Source organism: Actinomyces sp. (genome assembly GCF_030524025.1).
In the GTDB taxonomy this organism is placed as follows: Bacteria; Actinomycetota; Actinomycetes; order Actinomycetales; family Actinomycetaceae; genus Actinomyces.
This window is the reverse complement of the sequence record NZ_JAUNHI010000006.1, coordinates 1-16,517: the sequence shown is the minus strand read 5'-3', so window position 1 is coordinate 16,517 and position 16,517 is coordinate 1. Positions and strand designations below refer to the sequence as shown.

Here is a 16,517-nt window from a genome sequence, read left to right as displayed (position 1 = left end):
GTCCCGATCTCGCGGTCCGCCCCGCCTGTCACTCGGTGCGGCGGGCGATCCCCTCGAAGATGAGCCGTCCGACGACCGAGCCGCCTTCGAGGACGCCGATGGAGCGCGCGGCGGAGTAGGCCGCCCGGCCGTGGACCGCCTCCATCTCGCGCGTCGACTCCGAACCCTGCGCCGCGGCGGCGGCCGCCCGCGCGAGCAGCTCCCAGCGGGCCTCCCGGTCGTCCCGTGCGGCCGGGGCTCCGTCGACCAGGACCTCGACCCCGGGCACGAGGGCGTCGAGGATGGTCTTGTCCCCCGGCTTGGACTCCGCCCGGGCCATGATGGCCTCGCCCCCGGCGCACAGCGCCGCGGCGACCGCCACGAGGTCGGCCTCCTGTGTGCCGCGCAGGCTGCGCGCCATCCCCATGAGCCCGAAGCTGAGGATGGTCTCCAGGGACGACGGTGCCGCCTCGTTGAAGGCCTTCGCACCGGCACGCAGCAGCTGACCGAGGTCAGTCTCCTCGGAGCCCGCCAGGCAGTCGGCCAGGGCCCTGAAACCGTCGTCCATCGAGATGCCCAGGTCGCCGTCGCCGTTGACCTGGTCGAGCTCGATGGACGACGACGTCGCGGGGGGTCGCGAGGTCGCGGTCGAGTCCCGTGGGGGACACGACGATCAGCCCCGAGTCGGTGTCGCGGATGGAGAAGTTCCCCGACTTGTGCTTGCACAGGCCCGTGTCCTGGGCACGCTTGGCGATCTCGCACAGGTCTTTCTTCAGTGGTTCGAGCATGGGCTGGAGCCTCCCGGTGTCGTGGTGGTGGTTGAGCGTGCGGCTGCTGGTCGGGCCGCTCAGTCGGTGGCCGCCGCCTGGGCGCGCGCCTCGTCCCGCTCCTTGATGAGCGCCCGCGAGTACAGGACGAAGCAGGCCCTCCAGACCACGAAGATGAGCAGCGGCACGACGTTGCCGTCGATGATCTGGAGCAGGTGGGACAGGGCGTAGGTGAAGATCGGCGCGTCGATCGAGGACTTGGAGATGAGCTGGCCCTCGGCCAGGTCGACCGCCTTGGTGGAGTTGGCCAGGTCGGTCATGAAGGGGGCGAACGCGGTGCCCGCCCACAGGAAGACCGGCGCGAAGATCGTGCACTGGATGAGCATCCGGATGATGTTGCCCTGGGAGGCGAAGTAGGCGGCCACGGCCACGCAGATGTTGATGATGCCCGCGAAGGGCAGGATCCCGTTGCCGGGCAGGACGAAGGCGAAGGCCAGGGTGACCGGGATCCTCCAGATGACGGCGAGCCAGATCTCGTTGGCGCCGCCGAGGAAGGGCCAGTCCAGTCCGACATAGAGCTGACGGTCGTTGAAGCGCTTGCGCCGGCGACGTCGAAGCGGGCCAGGACGCCGAAGAGGACCCCGAGGATGAACCCGAGAATGTGGTTCTCGGCGAAGATCCCCACCTTGGCGCGCAGGTCGGCCGCGTTGAAGGAGCGGTCCAGGCCCGGGATCTTGCGCAGCAGCCAGCCGATCGGGTACATCGGGGCCGCCAGGAAGACCATGCGGTGGGTGATGGTCACCCCGGGGATGCCCGTCATCGTCTCGACGCGGTGCTGGTGGAAGTCGGCGGTCTTGAGCTCGAAGACCACCTGGACGGCGGCGACGGCGAAGGCCGCCCACACCGAGGAGGTGATCGAGTAGACCGCGACGGCCGTGAAGATCTTGCCCCAGACGTTCCACAGGTCGGCGTTGAAAGTCTCCGTGCGCTTGAAGACGATGAGGAGGATGTTGATCCCGATGACCAGCGGGAACATGAGGAAGGCGTAGGGCCAGGACCAGGAGATGGTCGACATCGTGGTCCAGCCGCCGTCGGTGATCGGCAGGTCGACGCCGACGGTCTCCGACATGGCCTGCGCGGCCGGGGTGATTGCCCCGGTCATGTAGCTGATGAGCATCGTCATCCCGGAGAAGGCCACGCCCAGGGTGATCCCGGCCGAGACCGCGTCCCTGACCTTCATGCGGACGATGAGCCCGGCGATGATGATGATCGGCGTCGGAGTGCGGGATGGCGACCGCCTCGGGGGCGGTCGGTAGGGCGGTGGGGTAGGTGCTCTCGCGCCGGCCCAGGGCCTGTCGGAAGGTCTCCCGGACGTAGCCCCCGGCCAGGAGCACCTCGACCATGCGGTCGAAGAACTCGCTCTGGTCCTGGACGTGCCAGTCCAGGCAGATGAGATCGCGTCTGATCAGGTCTCGACGCACGGGTGCCTCCTCGCGCCTCCGACGAGGGAAGGACGCCACTGTGCGCCCCTGGTGGCCCTCGTCGGAGTGTCCCCCGAGGCTAGCCTCGCAAGCCCCATGCCAACAGAGCCCTGACGAGCATATGTCCAACGATAATCCCCATAGGACGGCCTGCGAGCACTGTTATTCGCTGCTATGACATGCGCCCCACCGTTGGCCACTCCCCATGATGAGCATCTGTTCGCGCCCGGGGACGACGACAAGGGGCGCCCACCGCATGGTGGGCGCCCCTCATGGCGGGCAGCGGGCCAAGGGCTCAGTCCCCAACGACCGCCGCTCGAGGCCCGGTGGTCCCAGAGGCGGCATCGCGCCAGGCCTCCAAGGCGCGCAGGAAGGCGGTGGCGCCCGGGTCCTGCAGGCCGATGCTGCGGTCCTGCAGCCACGAGGCGCGCCCGCGCCGGGACTGCAGGTCGCGGGTCGAGACCACGGCCTCGGCGGCCGCGGCGATGGCGGCCTCGAGCGGGTCCTGCCCGGGCGGGCACTGGGCCAGGGCCTGGGCGGCGGGCACCATCGCGTCGAGGATGGTCTTGTCCCCCACGTGGCTCTTCCCGCGGTGCGAGATGTTGTCGGCGGCGGCCTGGAGGAAGGCTGCGGCCGCCGCGACGTCGATGTCCTCGCGCCCCGCCCAGGCCTTCGACCCCGCCAGGAGCCCTCCGGCTACGAGGGCAGCCATCGTCGAGGGGTTGGCGTTGGCGAAGACCTTGGCGCAGGCCTTGACCATCTCGCTGGGCTCGTGGATCGACTCGGCGTCGGTGAGCACGTCGATGACGGCCTGGGCGCCGGCGGAGATCGTGATCCCCAGGTCCCCGTCGCCCAGGACCTGATCGAGGTCGCGCAGCTCGTCGGCCGAGCCGATGAGCAGGACCATGGTGGCGCGGACCTGGTCAATGAGCTCTGGTGTCCTCATCGTTCTCAGGCCTCCTGGAAGAACGGCGAGCGGGCGGGGGCGTCGAGGAGCTCGAGCAGCTCGTCGTCGAGCTTGAGCAGGGAGATCGAGGCCCCGGCCATCTCCAGGCTCGTGGCGTACTCGCCGATGTACTTCCGCTCCACCGCGACCCCCTGGTCGCTCAGGCGCTGGTGCACCCGGCGGTACAGGACGTAGAGCTCCTCGAGTGGCGTGGCCCCCAGGCCGTTGACGAGCACGGCCACCCGGTCGCCCTCGGCCAGCTCGAGGTCGGCGGTCACGGCGTCCAGGATCGAGTCGGCGATCTCATCGGCGCTGCGCAGCTCGCCGCGGTGGATGCCGGGCTCGCCGTGGATGCCGATGCCGATCTCCATCTGCCCGTCGGGCAGGTCGAAGCTCTGGGCCCCGGTGGTCGGCAGGATCGTCGGGGACAGGCCCACCCCCATCGTCGCGGTCCGATCGATGGTCCTCTCGGCGACCTCGGCGACGCCGGCCAGGTCATCGCCCCGCTCCGCGGCGGCACCGGCCGTCTTGTAGGCGAAGAAGATGCCCGCCACGCCGCGGCGGTCGGCCTTGCGCTCCTTGGGCTGGGAGGCGACGTCGTCGCGCCCCAGGACGGTGCGCACCTCGATGTCCTCCAGCTCGGCCATCTCGGCGGCCAGGTCGAAGTTGAACACGTCGCCGCCGTAGTTGCCGTAGAGGAAGAGCACCCCCTTGCCGCCGTCGACCGCCTGGGTGGCCTCGAGGACCTGCTGGACCGAGGGCGAGCTGAAGACGTTGCCGATGGCCACGCCCGAGCACAGGCCCTGGCCGACATAGCCCTTGAACAGCGGCAGGTGGCCCGAGCCGCCGCCGGTGACGATGCCGACCCGGCCGGCGACGGGGGCATCGGCGCGCACGAGGACGCGGGGGTCCTCGCCCGGGGTCTTGACGAGGTCGGGGTGGGCCAGGACGATGCCCTCGACCATCTCGTCGACGAAGTTCTCGGGGTCGTTGATGATCTTCTTCATTGCGGATTCTCCTGAGGGTGGGCGGACGGCACCTGCGCCGTCCTGCGGTGGCGGGTAAGCAGCGTCTTCCAGTCGACCTGGTCGATGACCATGACGGTGATGAGGATGACGCCCTGGGCGATGGAGTACTGGAAGGTGGACAGCCTCATCGCGGTGAAGCCTGACTGGACGATCTGCAGGACCATCGAGGCCAGAAAGACGCCGGTGACGGTGGCGTAGCCGCCGGCGGGGTTGGTGCCGCCGAGCACGGCGATGACGATGACCAGCAGCGTGTAGCTGGCGCCGTAGTCGGCCGAGGCCGTGGGGTTGCGGGCCAGGAAGACGACGCCGGCCACGGCGCCCAGCAGGCCGGTCAGCACGTAGCTGCGCATGAGCAGCCGGCGCGACCGGATCCCCGAGAAGCGGGCGGCCTCGGGGTTGGCGCCCTGGAGCTCCAGGCTCAGGCCGAGCGGGGTGCGGGTCAGGATGAAGCCGACCCCGAGGGTGACGACGACGAGCACGATGAACAGCATGGGCACCCCGGCGATCGCCGTCTGCCCGAAGGCGGTCAGCGAGGCGGGCGAGCCGTAGAGGGTCTTGCCCCCGGTCCACACGACCGCCAGGCCGTTGAAGATCTGCATCGTGCCCAGGGTGGCCAGGATCGGGGTGATGCCGAGGTGGGCGATGAGCAGCCCGTTGACGGCGCCGGCGGCCAGGCCCACGCACAGTCCGAGCAGGACCAGGCCCGGCCCGGCCTGCTCGGCCCGGGCGGGGTCCTGGGCGGCGAGCATCGAGTAGGTCGAGGAGATCGTGATGGCGGTCAGGTTGGCGATCGACACGAGCGACAGGTCGATGCCGCCGGTGAGCATGGCGATCATCATGGCCACCGCCAGCAGGCCGATCTCGGGGACGGCCAACGCCATGTTCTGCAGGTTGAGTCCGGTGAGGAAGACCCCGGGCCGCAGCAGCGCGAACACGGTGAAGGCGGCCAGCACGACCAGAAGCATCCTGCCCACCGACCGGTTGGCCCCGATCCGGGCCAGGAGCGTGCGCACCTGGATGTCGAGGCGGTCGTTGGCCTCGCGCAGTGACTGGGTAGGGCTCATGCGCTCGTCCCTCCTTCGTCGAGCACCGCCGAGGCCCTGGCGTTGCGGCGGGCCGAGACGGCCTGGAGGCCGACCCCGGCCACGAGGAGCACGCCGACCGCCGTGCGCTGCCAGGCGCTGGGGACCCCGACGAGGATGAGGCTGTTGTTGATGATCTGGATGAGCAGGACGCCGATGACGGTGCCCCGCACCGAGCCGCGCCCCCCGAAGATCGAGGCGCCGCCGAGGACGACCGCCGCGATGATGTCGAGCTCGTCGCCGACGAGCTCCTGCGGACTGGCCGAGCGGCCCATGATCATGTAGATCGTCCCGGCCAGCGCCGCGATGACGCCGACGAGGACGTAGACGAGCATCTGGGTGCGCTCGACCTTGATCCCCGCGCGCCGGGCGGCCTCGACGTCGCCCCCGATGGCGTAGATCGAGCGCCCGAACATCGTGCGGTTCATGAGCCAGGCCACCGCGGCGATGAGGACGAGCACCGGGATGACCATGACGTGGAGATGGGCCGACCCGGTGGAGGTGGTCACGCTGACGATGTTGGTCGTCGAGGCCCCAGCCATGCCCTCGGGCAACGTGGCGACGTACCGCGAGCCGATGTAGGCCAGGAGCACCCCCATGAACACCCCTTGGGTCCCCAGGGTGACGATGAGCGTGTTGAGGCGGAACCTCGAGATGACCAGTCCGTTGACGGCGCCCAGGAGGGCGCCGATGACCACCGCCGCCGCGAAGGAGCCCGCGAGCCCCAGGTCGGTGCCGGCCTTGAGCTGGTAGGTGATGACCGCGTAGGAGGCGAAGCTCGCGATGGCGGCGAAGGAGACGTCGATGCCGCCCGAGACGATGACCATCATGACGCCCAGGGCGAAGAGCATCGGGACGATCGAGGATCGCACGACGGCGAAGAGAGTCGACAGGGTGAAGAAGGCCGGGCTGACCAGGGACATGCCCACGACAAGGACCAGGAGGATCGCCGCGAGCACCCCCTCGTTGTTGCGTCCCCGCAGGTGGGCCAGGAGCCGCAGCGCGCGGGCCGTCGTCAGGGCGCTCATGCGACCACCATCTCCCTGATCTCCTCGGTCTCGACAGCGTCGCCGACGAGCTCGCCTGCCAGGCGCCCGCCGTGGGTGACCAGGACCCGGTGGCAGCACGAGGCCAGCTCGGGGGCGTCGTCGGAGATGATGAGGACCCCCATCCCCGAGGCGGCCTGCTCGCGCAGGATGTCGAGGATTTCCGACTTCGAGCCGACATCGACCCCGACGGTCGGGCCGTTGAGGATGAGGACCTTGGGTCCGCGGGCGAGCCACTTGGCCAGGACGACCCGCTGAGCGTTGCCCCCCGACAGCGAGCGCACCGGGGCGTTGACGTCGGGGGCCTTGATGCGCAGGGCCGCGAAGTAGGTCGCGATGGTCTGCTTGATCCGGCCCCGCAGGAGCGTGCGCGCCCGCGAGGTGTGCTGGTCGATGGAGGCGGCGATGACGTTGTCGGCGATGGGCTTGTCGAGGAAGAGCCCCTCGGTGAGGCGGTCCTCGGGCACATAGCCGATGCCCGCCGCGATGGCGTCGGAGATCGAGCGGATGCGCACCTGGGCGCCGTCGACCCGGATCGTGCCGGACTCGTGGGCCCGCAGCCCGAAGAGGACCTCGGCGACCTCGGTCCGCCCCGAGCCCAGCAGGCCGGTGAGCCCCACGATCTCGCCCCGGCGGACGTGGAAGGTGATGTCCTCCAGGGCGCCGGCGGCGCACACGCCCTCGACGTCGAGGACGGTCGGCGCCCCCGGGTCGAGGTCGGAGACCCGCCGGGTCTGGTCCAGGGAGCGCCCCGTCATGTACTCGGTGATGAGCGCGCCGTCGAGCTCCTCGGTGGCGGAGTCGATGACGTTGCGCCCCGAGCGCATGATCGTCACGCGCTGGGCGATGGCCAAGACCTCGTCGAGCTTGTGGGACACGAAGATGAGCGCGACCCCGTCGCCCCGCAGCTTGTCGACGACGGTGAACAGGCGCTCGACCTCGCGGTGGGTCAGTGCCGTGGTCGGCTCATCCATGATGAGCAGCCGGGCGTCATTGGCCAGGGCGCGGCAGATGGCAGTCAGCTGCTTGTCGGCCACGGACAGGTCCTGGACGTCGGCGTCCAGCGGGAGGGACACGCCCAGGCGCTCGACGACCTCGGCGGCGCGGGCCCGGCTGGCGGCCGGGTTGTAGGTGGTGCGCCGACGGGCCACCGAGGAGGTCAGGGCGATGTTCTCGGCGACGGTCAGGTTGGGGAAGAGGGAGAAGTCCTGGTAGATGACCTGGATCCCCTCCTTCATGGCGGTCAGCGGGTCGAGGGCCTCCAGCGGCCTGCCGTTGACGCGGATCGTGCCGGCGTCGGGCCGGTGAACCCCGGAGATGACCTTGATGAGGGTCGACTTGCCGCAGCCGTTCTCCCCCGCCAGGCACAGCACCTCTCCGGCGCGCACACTCATCGACACCCCGTCCAGGGCGAGCACCCCGCCAAACCGTTTGACGATCCCCTCAACCGCGAGGAAGGGCTCGGGCCCTTGTGATTCCTGCGTTCTCATTGGTTCGTTCCTCGATCCCGGTGCCGGGGGCGCACGCTGACGCCCCCAGCACCGGCTCCGCCTCAGAAGTCGTACTTCTTGGCCTCGGCGAGGTCGGCCGCGATGGCGGCGTCGCCGACCCAGACGTTGTCGTAGCCCTCCAGCTTGGTCAGCGAGGTGTAGCCCTCGATGCCCAGGTCCGTCCCCTCGGTGATCTCGCCGCCGTCGTGGAGGATCTTGGCGATCTCGAGCTGGGCCTTGCCGGCCAGCGCCGGGTCCCAGAAGAAGATCTTGTCGATGGAGCCGGCCTCGAGGTACTTCATCGAGGCCGAGGGGATGCAGGTGCCCATAACGACGACCTGGTCGGTCAGACCCGCCTCCTCGATGGCGCGGGCGATCCCGGGGACGTCGTTGCCCGCCGAGCCCTGGAAGGCCTTGATGTCGGGGTACTTGCCCAGGACCTCCTTGGCCTTCTCGTAGGCGGCGGTCTCGTTGTCGGTGGACTCGATGGGCGTCTCGACGCGCTCCATGTCGGGGAAGTTGGCCAGCTGGTAGTTGTAGGCGGCCTCGACCCACTCCATATGCGTCTTGGCGGTCAGTCCGCCGACGAACTGGACGTACTTGCCCGTGCCCCCGGTGGCCTCGCCGATGTTCTTCATGATGTCCTCGCCGTAGGACTTGTTGTCGAAGGCCTCGATGTCGATGTCGACGTTCTGGATGCCGGTGGCCTCGTGGGACACGACCGTGATCCCCTGGGAGCGGGCCTGGGACAGGACCTGGGACAGGGCCTCCGGCGAGTTGGGGACCACCGTGATCGCGGCGGGCTTCTGGGCGATGAGGTTCTGGATGATCTGGATCTGCTTCTCGGCGGAGTTGTCGTCCCCGCCCTCGGTGCGGGTGTCGTAGCCGTTGGCCTCGCCCCACTCGACGACGCCCACGTCCATCCTGTCGAACCAGGCGATGCCTTTGACCTTGACGACCGTGACCATCGTCTTGGAGTCGCCGGCGCCCGCACTGGACGAGCCCCCCGACTCGCCGACCGTGCCGCAGGCGCTCAGCAGCACCGCCGACACAGAGCCGGCCGACAGGGCCAGCAGCATGTTCCTCCGAGCAATCATGTCTCAACTCACTCCTTTGTGACCGTGTGGGGAAGAACGCCCCGATGACCACCGGCCCGCCGTGCCTCCTCGCGCGGCGGGCCGGTGTGAGCGGCGCCATGCCGAGGACTATAACCACAGATGCGTGCGCGAAAACACGCATGTTTGCGCGCGATTTCGCGCAGTGCGTCCCACTGTTCACGCATCCATGCGCTCTACTGCTTGATTTTCACGAGATCACCTGCCAACAACGCCTGGAACTATGGCGTCCACCACAGCGTGCGCGAGATCGCGCACGCGCGCCGCTCGTGGCCTATGCTGAACGCGACCGATGGCCGCCGGCACCGGTGACCACGGGCCCACGGACCCGGTGCAGACCACGCGCGAGCCAGGTGCGGACCAGGCGCGAACCCGGAGCGAAGGCACGAGGACCATGACGCAACGGCATGATCACATCGTCTCGCTGGTGCGGGACTCAGGATTCGAGACAGTCACCTCACTGGCCACGAGACTGCACGTCAATGTCTCGACCATCCGGCGGGACCTCGAGGAGCTCGCGGCGGCCGGCGTGCTGCGCCGCACCCACGGCGGAGCGATCCCGCCCCGGGACAACCTGGCCGAGCTGACCGACACATCGAACATGCGTGAGAAGCGGGCGATCGGGCCGGCGATGGCCGAGAGGATCCTCGAGGGGCAGACCGTCTTCCTCGACTCGGGCTCGACCTGCCTGGAGACGGCGCGGGCCCTCGACCGCCAGCAGGTGACTGTGGTCACCCATGATCTGCTCGTGGGCCTGGAGATCCTCCGCAAACCGGCCCTCAACCTCGTGTTCATCGGCGGCGAGCTGTTGCCCAACCGCAGCCACATGTGGGGCCCCACCGCCGTCGAGCAGCTCAACCAGATCCGGGTCAACGTCGCGGTCTTCGGGGCGAGCTCGGTGCTCGAGGACGGCATTTACGGCAACAGCGCCTACGCCCTGGAGATTGTCCGCAAGATCCGCTCGATCGCCTCGGAGGCCTTCTTCGTGGCCGACTCCACGAAGTTCGGACGCCCGGCCATGTACAAGATCCTCGGCATCGAGGACTTCACCGCCGGGATCACCGACTCCCTCCTGACCCCCATCAAGGCAGCCTCCTACCCGATCCCGCTCATCCGCGCCGAGGTCGCCTCCGGCTAGCGCGGACCGAAGGGGCGCCGGACAGCGGCCTGCGGTACCGTCGCCGCGACACGCCCGCCGGCCCGGCCCCGCGCAACGCCGCCCACCCGCACACCAGTCCACCCGAAGGAGCCCGCCATGTCCTCCGAGCAGCTCTCCGACCAGCTCGCACTGTCCGACACCGACCTCAAGGCGATCAGGGTTGCCAAGGCCCTGGCCGCCGACGCCGTCGAGACCGCCGGCTCCGGCCACCCGGGCACGGCGATCTCCCTGGCTCCGGCCGCCTACCTGCTATACCAGCACGAGATGACCGGCGACCCCGCCGACCCCCAGTGGCTGGGCCGCGACCGTTTCGTGCTCTCGGCCGGGCACGCCTCCCTCCTCCAGTACGTCCAGCTCGTCATGGCTGGCTACGGGCTGGAGGTCAGCGACCTCGAGGCGCTGCGGCAGGCGGGCTCCCTGACCCCCGGCCACCCCGAGTTCGGGCACACCCCCGGGGTGGAGACGACCACCGGCCCGCTGGGGGCTGGGTTCGCCAACGCCGTGGGCATGGCCATGGCGGCGCGCCACGAGCAGGCGCTGCTCGACCCCGAGGCCGCCGCCGGCGAGTCCGTCTTCGACCACTACGTCTACACGATCGCCGGCGACGGCTGCATGCAAGAGGGCGTGGCCTCCGAGGCCGCCTCCCTGGCCGGCACCCAGCGCCTGGGCAACCTCATCGCCATATACGACGACAACGACATCTCCATCGAGGGCGACACGGACATCGCCTTCGACGAGGACCCCTCGGCACGCTTCGAGGCCTACGGCTGGCAGGTCCTCGAGGTCGACTGGACGGCCGGGGGGCAGTACCACGAGGACCTGGGGGCCCTCCACGAGGCGCTCGTCCAGGCCCGGGCCGAGACCTCCCGGCCCACACTCATCCGCCTGCGCACCATCATCGCCTGGCCCGCCCCCACCAAGCAGGGCCAGGCCTCCAGCCACGGCGCCAAGCTGGGTGCCGAGGAGCTCGCCGGCCTCAAGCGAGCCCTCGGCCTGGACCCCGAGGCCCGCTTCGCCACCGACGGCGTCCTCGAGCACACCCGCACCCAGGCCGCCCGGCGCGCCGCGGCCGCCCGCAAGCAGTGGGAGGCCCGCTTCGAGGCGTGGCGGGCCGCCAACCCCGAGCGGGCCGCCCTGCTCGACCGCCTCCAGGCCGGCCGGCTGCCCGAGGGCCTGGACGAGGCCCTGCCCCGCTGGGAGGTCGGGGAGTCCCTGGCCACCCGCTCAGCCTCGGGCAAGGTGCTGTCCGCCCTGGCGCCCGTCGTCCCCGAGCTGTGGGGCGGATCGGCCGACCTGGCCGGCTCGAACAACACCACCATGGACGGCCAGGGCTCCTTCCTGCCCTCCGAGCTGGCCCGCTCGGAGGCCGACGGCCCGGCCGGGCGCACCCTCCACTTCGGGGTCCGCGAGCACGCCATGGGCTCGATCCTCAACGGCATCGTGCTCGACGGCCTGACCCGCGCCTACGGGGGCACCTTCCTCGTCTTCGCCGACTACATGCGGCCGGCCGTGCGCCTGGCGGCACTCATGGGGATCCCGACCACCTTCGTGTGGAGCCACGACTCCATCGGTGTCGGCGAGGACGGCCCCACCCACCAGCCGATCGAGCACCTGGCCGCCCTGCGCGCCATCCCCGGCCTCGACATCGTGCGGCCCGCCGACGCCAACGAGACGGCCGCCGCCTGGGCCGCGGTCCTGCGCCGGCGCCACCACCCCGCCGGCCTCATCCTGTCGCGCCAGAACCTGCCGGTCCTGGCCTCGGCCGAGGCCGCCGCCGAGGGCGTGGCCCGCGGCGCCTACGTCCTGCTCGAGGCCACCGGCCCCGACTCGGCGCCCACCGCCCCGGCGGTCACGATCGTGGCCACAGGCTCGGAGGTGGCCGTGGCGGTGGCGGCCCGCGAGATCCTCCAGGCCGAGGGCACCGCCACCCGCGTCGTCTCAGCGCCCTGCCTGGAGTGGTTCGCCGAGCAGGACGAGGACTACCGCGCCTCGGTCCTGCCCGCCGGCTCGGCCCGGGTCTCTGTCGAGGCCGGGATCGCCCTGGGGTGGCGCGAGATCGTCGGCGAGCGCGGCGAGATCATCTCGATCGAGGGCTTCGGGGCTTCAGCCCCGGGGACCTACCTGTTCGACCAGCACGGCTTCACCGCCGACAACGTCGCCGCCCGGGCCCGCTCAGCCCTGGCCGCCCAGGGCTGAGTCCGGGCCACCGGGGCCGGCCCGGGCGTCGACCACCCCGGCCGGGCCCGGCGTCGACAGCCCCGGGCTCGAGGCTCGGGCTCCGGGGCTTAGAAGCAGGCCAGCGGGCCGCGCGGGCCGTCGATGACCTCGATCGGGGTGCCGAAGACCTCGGTGAGCACCTCGTCGCGCATGATCTCATCGGGCGGGCCGCAGTGGAGGATTCTGCCGTCCTTGACCGTGCAGATGCGGTCGGCGTAGCGGGCGGCGACGTTGATGTCGTGGAGCACGATGAGGATCGTGCGCCCCAGGTCCTCGGCGGCCCGCTCGAGATGGTTCATCATCTCGACCGCCCGGGCGATGTCGAGGTTGTTGAGGGGCTCGTCGAGCAGGACGTAGTCGGTCTCCTGGCACAGCACCATCGCCACGTAGGCGCGCTGGCGCTGGCCCCCGGAGAGCTGGTCGAGGTAGCGGTGCTCCAGCTCTTCCAGCCCCAGGAAGTCGATGCAGCGCGAGACGACCTCCTCATCACCGGCCCTCAGGCGCCCCCTGCTGTAGGGGAATCGTCCGAGGCCCACGAGCTGGCGCACGGTCAGCCGGGTGACGACATGGTTGTCCTGCCTGAGGATCGAGACGACCCTGGCCAGATCGGCCGAGCGGGTGCGCGACACGTCGAGGCCCGCGACGCGGATGGCCCCCTCGTCGATGCCGAGCAGCCTGCCGATCATCATGAGCAGGGTTGACTTGCCGGCCCCGTTGGGCCCGACGAGGGCGGTGATCCCTCCCTCGGGGATGACCAGGTCGACCGGGCCGATGACCACCTCCGGGCTGTAGACCTTCGTCACGGCGCTGAGCTCGATCACAGGCGCCCCTTCCGCAGGATGATGAGGAGGAATGCCGAGCCCCCGACCAGCTCGATGATGACCGAGACGATGCCCTCGGCGTAGAACACGTGCTTCATGAGCAGGTAGGCGCCCGTCAGGGTCAGGAAGGCTAGGCTGACCGCCATCGGCAGGATGAAGCGGTGGTCGTGGGTCTCGCACAGCTGGTAGGCGATGGTGGCCACGAGGAAGCCGAGGAAGGTCATCGGCCCCACGAGCGCCGTCGAGCCCGCCATGAGCAGGGAGACGGCCACGAGCACGAGGACCGTGGCCCGTCGGTGCTCCATGCCCAGGCTGGTCGAGACCTGTCGGCCCAAGGCCAGGACGTTGAGGTAGCGCGACCCGGCGTACAGGGCCAGGGCGACGGCCACGACCAGCGGCACGGCGATCGGGTAGTAGTCCCGGTCGGCGTTGCTCACCGAGCCGAAGAGCCGGGCCGCGAGCACGTCGAACTCGCTGGGGGTCATGAGCCGTTGCATGAAGGTGGACACGCTGCCCAGTCCCGCCCCGACGACGATGCCGATCAGTAGCAGCGCGTGCATGCTCGCCCGCCGGCTCGTCAGCAGCCAGGCGTACAGGACCAGCGACAGGCAGACCATGATGACCAGCTGGAGCGCGAAGACCTCGAGCGTCCTGGCGGCAGCCAGGCCGGAGATGCCGAACAGGAAGACGGTCGTGGTGTGGATGGCGCGGTAGAGCGACTCGAAGCCCAGGAGCGAGGGGGTCACGATGCGGTTGCCCGCCACGGTCTGGAAGGCGACCGTGGCCATGGCTTGAGACACGGCCACCAGCGCCATGGCGACCACCGCGTCCAGACGCCGGGCGGCGATGAGCCAGAAGCCCCGGGAACCGGGCTCCATGGGATTGTCCCAGGCGAGCAGGCCGATGGCGCACCCCAGAGCGGCCAGGGTGACCGACAGGTAGATCAGCCACCACCGCCGTCGTGAGCGGACCGAGGCGAAGGCACCTGCCGAGCGGGGCTGAGCGACGGCGGTCATGCGGCCTCAGAGCTGCGCGCGATGAGCACGACGAAGACGGTGGCGCCCAGCAGACCGAGCACGACGGCCACCGGTACCTCGAAGGGCGAGATGATGACCCGCGCCACGAGGTCGCAGGCGGTGACCAGGCCCGCCCCGGCGACGCACACCCATGGCAGGTTGGAGCGCAGGTCGTCCCCCCGCCACCGGGAGACCAGGTTGGGGACGATGAGGCCGAGGAAGGGCAGCGAGCCCACGACGACCGTGACCACCCCGGTGGCCACCGCGATCATCCCCGTCCCGACCAGGACCGTCCTGCGGTAGTCCAGACCGATGCTCGTGGCCATGTCCTCCCCCAGGCCGGCAACGGTGAGCCGGTCGGCGTAGAGGGCCACTCCGATGACGACGAGCAGCACGAGCCACAGCACCTCGTACTGGCCCCGGTACACCGAGGTGAAGCTGCCCTGGAACCAGACCCCCAGGGACTGGAGCATGTCGGTCCTCAGGGCGTAGAAGGTCGAGGCGGCGCTGACCACCGCGCCGAGCATGATCCCCACGATCGGCACCAGGAGGGAGGAGCGCAGCGAGACCCTGCGCAGGAACAGGAAGAAGACCATCGTCCCCAGGAAGGCGAAGAGCACCGCGACCACCATCCGCTCGAGCACGGTCGACCGGGGCGCCAGGGACATGACGACGATAAGCCCGAGGCCCGCCCACTCGGTGGTGCCGGTCGTCGTGGGCTCGACGAAACGGTTCTGGGTGATGCGCTGCATGACCAGGCCCGACATCGCCATGGCCGTGCCGGACAGGAGCAGGGCGACCGTGCGCGGAACGCGCACGTTGAGGAACATCTGCGCGCCGTCACCGTGGGACAGGATCGAGTACTCCCCGGTCAGGAGGCTGGCGACAAGCAGTGCGGCGACCGCGAGGACCCCGATGAGAAGGGAGAGCCCCTGGGGCCGGCTCCGGGCCGGGACGGTGGACGGGCGGCGGGTCGTCGAGGCCGGCGTCGCAGGCGTCATGGCGGTGCGATCGCTCAACGGTCCACCCGTGGTGGGCGGTGAGCCCACTGGGGGCAGGAACGCCGGTGGGTCACTGGGCGTTGCCCTTCCCGGAGGTGAAGGCCTCGGTGATGAGGTCGAAGATCTCCGTGTAGGTGATGATCGACTCGTTGGTGTAGGTGTCCTGGGGGGCGTAGATGATCCGACCGTTCGACACGGCGCTCACGTTCTGGAGCGCTGCGTTGCCGGAGATGACCTCCTGGGCCGGGGTGTAGCCCTCCTCGTCAGCGCTGACCGCCCCGTCCCGGTCGAGCACGAGGATCCAGTCCGGGTTGGACTCGGCGATCGCCTCGACGGAGATGTCGTCGCCCTCGTGGGTGGACGAGGCTCCGGTCACCGTCAGAGAAGGCTCGAGCCCGAGCAGGTCGAAGACCGGGCCGAAGGTGCGCCCCACCGAGGGGGCGATGTAACCGATCTCACCCCCCGAGACATTGACGGCCATGACGGTCGACGTGCCGTCGTAGGCGGCCTTGGCCTCGGACACCGAGGTGTTGAGTCCTTCGACGAGGGTCTCGGCCTCCGCCTCCTTGCCGAAGACCGCGCCCAGGGCGGTGACCTGGCGGGCGAGCTCGGAGTCGAGGGGCTGCCCCTCTCGCGGCTCGAGGTCGATGATGGGGGTGTCGGGGTTGAGGCTCTTCATGTCCTCGTAGAACTGCGAGAAGCGCTGGCCGGCGATGATGAGGTCGGGCTCGGCCGCGACGAGGGCCTCGAGGTCGGGCTCATTGTGCGATCCCAGGTCGACGATGTCCTCGCCCTTGAAGGCGGTCACGGTCGAGGGCACCAGAGGCTTGGGCACGGCCACCACCGGCGCCCCCCAGTCGGCCAGGACCTCGAAGGTGCGGTTGTCCGTGGTGGCGACGCGCTCCACCGGGAGCGCCACCTCGACGCTGCCGTAGTTGTCCTCCACGGTCGCGCTTCCCGCTCCCGTGCCGGCCACCGTCGAGCCTGAGGGGGTGGCCGAGGACCCGGACCCGTTTGAATCCGACGAGCCGCAGGCGGCAAGCGCCGCACCGACAGGCGCGAGCATCGCGCTGACAAGGAAGGACTTGCGGGACACAGTCATGACGGACCTCTCTCGGATCAGGAACGGGCCCTCCCACGTGGTGCGGGCGAGCAGAGCCGGTTAGGTAGCCTAGGCTTACCTTACTCGAATACGAACCTACATCCTTTCGGAATGCGGGGCAAGGCCCGCCGGCACGGCTGGATGAGTGGGTCCAGGGGGGGGGAACACGGGCTGGGCGCCACGGGTACGGGGCTCGATCGTTGGCTCCGGGCCCCTCCCCCTCGCCGAGATCGGGAGATATGGCACCTCGAGATCGGGACATATGAC

16 protein-coding genes and 1 pseudogene are annotated in these 16,517 nt (G+C 70.0%); 2 read left to right on the top strand and 15 right to left on the bottom strand.

Annotated elements, in window-relative coordinates; all coding sequences use genetic code 11:
• Positions 1–28: 28 nt before the first annotated feature.
• The 11 genes and pseudogenes from Q4C85_RS04010 to Q4C85_RS03970 all read right to left on the bottom strand — a co-directional run bounded on the left by Q4C85_RS04010 (position 29) and on the right by Q4C85_RS03970 (position 8,916).
• Positions 29–559, bottom strand: a complete 531-nt coding sequence (locus Q4C85_RS04010; protein ID WP_303139980.1) for a dihydroxyacetone kinase subunit L — start codon at positions 557–559, stop codon at positions 29–31.
• Positions 492–767, bottom strand: coding sequence for a class II aldolase/adducin family protein (locus Q4C85_RS11745; protein WP_368501407.1), 276 nt, complete (start codon positions 765–767; stop codon positions 492–494). Before Q4C85_RS11745 ends, Q4C85_RS04010 begins: the two co-directional genes overlap by 68 nt.
• Positions 768–826: 59 nt before the next feature.
• A complete protein-coding gene (locus Q4C85_RS04005; protein ID WP_303139821.1) occupies positions 827–1,132 on the bottom strand; it encodes a hypothetical protein in 306 nt (101 codons plus the stop codon).
• Complete coding sequence (locus tag Q4C85_RS04000) at positions 1,063–1,986, bottom strand: PTS transporter subunit IIC (RefSeq protein WP_368501405.1); 924 nt, start codon at positions 1,984–1,986, stop codon at positions 1,063–1,065. The genes Q4C85_RS04005 and Q4C85_RS04000 overlap by 70 nt, the downstream gene beginning before the upstream one ends.
• Positions 1,987–2,071: 85 nt before the next feature.
• Positions 2,072–2,227 (bottom strand): annotated as a pseudogene (locus Q4C85_RS11740) (hypothetical protein); the annotation flags it as partial.
• A gap of 295 nt (positions 2,228–2,522) precedes the next feature.
• Entirely contained in the window at positions 2,523–3,173 is a 651-nt protein-coding gene (locus tag Q4C85_RS03995; protein ID WP_303139820.1) for a DAK2 domain-containing protein, read from the bottom strand.
• A gap of 5 nt (positions 3,174–3,178) precedes the next feature.
• Positions 3,179–4,180: a dihydroxyacetone kinase subunit DhaK gene (locus tag Q4C85_RS03990; RefSeq protein ID WP_303139817.1), complete on the bottom strand. Its 1,002-nt coding sequence runs from the start codon at positions 4,178–4,180 to the stop codon at positions 3,179–3,181.
• A complete protein-coding gene (locus tag Q4C85_RS03985) occupies positions 4,177–5,265 on the bottom strand; it encodes an ABC transporter permease (RefSeq protein ID WP_303139815.1) in 1,089 nt (362 codons plus the stop codon). The genes Q4C85_RS03990 and Q4C85_RS03985 overlap by 4 nt, the downstream gene beginning before the upstream one ends.
• Positions 5,262–6,311, bottom strand: a complete 1,050-nt coding sequence (locus Q4C85_RS03980) for an ABC transporter permease (RefSeq protein WP_303139813.1) — start codon at positions 6,309–6,311, stop codon at positions 5,262–5,264. Before Q4C85_RS03980 ends, Q4C85_RS03985 begins: the two co-directional genes overlap by 4 nt.
• Entirely contained in the window at positions 6,308–7,819 is a 1,512-nt protein-coding gene (locus tag Q4C85_RS03975) for a sugar ABC transporter ATP-binding protein (RefSeq protein ID WP_303139811.1), read from the bottom strand. The genes Q4C85_RS03980 and Q4C85_RS03975 overlap by 4 nt, the downstream gene beginning before the upstream one ends.
• 62 nt (positions 7,820–7,881) lie before the next feature.
• On the bottom strand, positions 7,882–8,916 hold the full coding sequence (locus Q4C85_RS03970) for a substrate-binding domain-containing protein (protein WP_303139809.1): 1,035 nt from the start codon (positions 8,914–8,916) through the stop codon (positions 7,882–7,884).
• 412 nt (positions 8,917–9,328) lie between these two features.
• Here Q4C85_RS03970 and Q4C85_RS03965 point away from each other — a divergent pair, with 412 nt between their 5' ends.
• Entirely contained in the window at positions 9,329–10,072 is a 744-nt protein-coding gene (locus Q4C85_RS03965) for a DeoR/GlpR family DNA-binding transcription regulator (protein WP_303139807.1), read from the top strand.
• A 117-nt stretch (positions 10,073–10,189) separates the two neighbouring features.
• Positions 10,190–12,289: a transketolase gene (gene tkt, locus Q4C85_RS03960; protein ID WP_303139804.1), complete on the top strand. Its 2,100-nt coding sequence runs from the start codon at positions 10,190–10,192 to the stop codon at positions 12,287–12,289.
• 89 nt (positions 12,290–12,378) lie between these two features.
• On the opposite strand, the gene Q4C85_RS03955 is transcribed toward tkt, so the two are convergent.
• The 4 genes from Q4C85_RS03955 to Q4C85_RS03940 all read right to left on the bottom strand — a co-directional run bounded on the left by Q4C85_RS03955 (position 12,379) and on the right by Q4C85_RS03940 (position 16,250).
• On the bottom strand, positions 12,379–13,131 hold the full coding sequence (locus Q4C85_RS03955) for an ABC transporter ATP-binding protein (protein ID WP_303139801.1): 753 nt from the start codon (positions 13,129–13,131) through the stop codon (positions 12,379–12,381).
• Positions 13,128–14,147 carry an iron chelate uptake ABC transporter family permease subunit gene (locus Q4C85_RS03950; RefSeq protein ID WP_303139799.1) on the bottom strand — a complete coding sequence of 340 codons (1,020 nt, stop codon included), beginning with the start codon at positions 14,145–14,147 and terminating at the stop codon, positions 13,128–13,130. The genes Q4C85_RS03955 and Q4C85_RS03950 overlap by 4 nt, the downstream gene beginning before the upstream one ends.
• Positions 14,144–15,148 (bottom strand): ABC transporter permease, encoded by a 1,005-nt coding sequence (locus Q4C85_RS03945; protein ID WP_303139796.1) that lies wholly within the window; start codon positions 15,146–15,148, stop codon positions 14,144–14,146. Before Q4C85_RS03945 ends, Q4C85_RS03950 begins: the two co-directional genes overlap by 4 nt.
• A 70-nt stretch (positions 15,149–15,218) precedes the next feature.
• Positions 15,219–16,250 (bottom strand): siderophore ABC transporter substrate-binding protein, encoded by a 1,032-nt coding sequence (locus Q4C85_RS03940; protein ID WP_303139795.1) that lies wholly within the window; start codon positions 16,248–16,250, stop codon positions 15,219–15,221.
• Positions 16,251–16,517 lie beyond the last annotated feature (267 nt).

Coding starts and splice junctions, on each gene's coding strand:
- Q4C85_RS03970 (WP_303139809.1), bottom strand. CDS start 8,916: ATGATTGCTCGGAGGAACATGCTGCTGGCCCTGTCGGCCGGCTCTGTG.
- Q4C85_RS04000 (WP_368501405.1), bottom strand. CDS start 1,986: ATGAAGGTCAGGGACGCGGTCTCGGCCGGGATCACCCTGGGCGTGGCC.
- Q4C85_RS03940 (WP_303139795.1), bottom strand. CDS start 16,250: ATGACTGTGTCCCGCAAGTCCTTCCTTGTCAGCGCGATGCTCGCGCCT.
- Q4C85_RS11745 (WP_368501407.1), bottom strand. CDS start 767: ATGCTCGAACCACTGAAGAAAGACCTGTGCGAGATCGCCAAGCGTGCC.
- Q4C85_RS03990 (WP_303139817.1), bottom strand. CDS start 4,180: ATGAAGAAGATCATCAACGACCCCGAGAACTTCGTCGACGAGATGGTC.
- Q4C85_RS03975 (WP_303139811.1), bottom strand. CDS start 7,819: ATGAGAACGCAGGAATCACAAGGGCCCGAGCCCTTCCTCGCGGTTGAG.
- Q4C85_RS03985 (WP_303139815.1), bottom strand. CDS start 5,265: ATGAGCCCTACCCAGTCACTGCGCGAGGCCAACGACCGCCTCGACATC.
- Q4C85_RS04005 (WP_303139821.1), bottom strand. CDS start 1,132: ATGCTCATCCAGTGCACGATCTTCGCGCCGGTCTTCCTGTGGGCGGGC.
- Q4C85_RS03980 (WP_303139813.1), bottom strand. CDS start 6,311: ATGAGCGCCCTGACGACGGCCCGCGCGCTGCGGCTCCTGGCCCACCTG.
- Q4C85_RS03945 (WP_303139796.1), bottom strand. CDS start 15,148: ATGACGCCTGCGACGCCGGCCTCGACGACCCGCCGCCCGTCCACCGTC.
- Q4C85_RS03995 (WP_303139820.1), bottom strand. CDS start 3,173: ATGAGGACACCAGAGCTCATTGACCAGGTCCGCGCCACCATGGTCCTG.
- tkt (WP_303139804.1), top strand. CDS start 10,190: ATGTCCTCCGAGCAGCTCTCCGACCAGCTCGCACTGTCCGACACCGAC.
- Q4C85_RS03965 (WP_303139807.1), top strand. CDS start 9,329: ATGACGCAACGGCATGATCACATCGTCTCGCTGGTGCGGGACTCAGGA.
- Q4C85_RS03950 (WP_303139799.1), bottom strand. CDS start 14,147: ATGACCGCCGTCGCTCAGCCCCGCTCGGCAGGTGCCTTCGCCTCGGTC.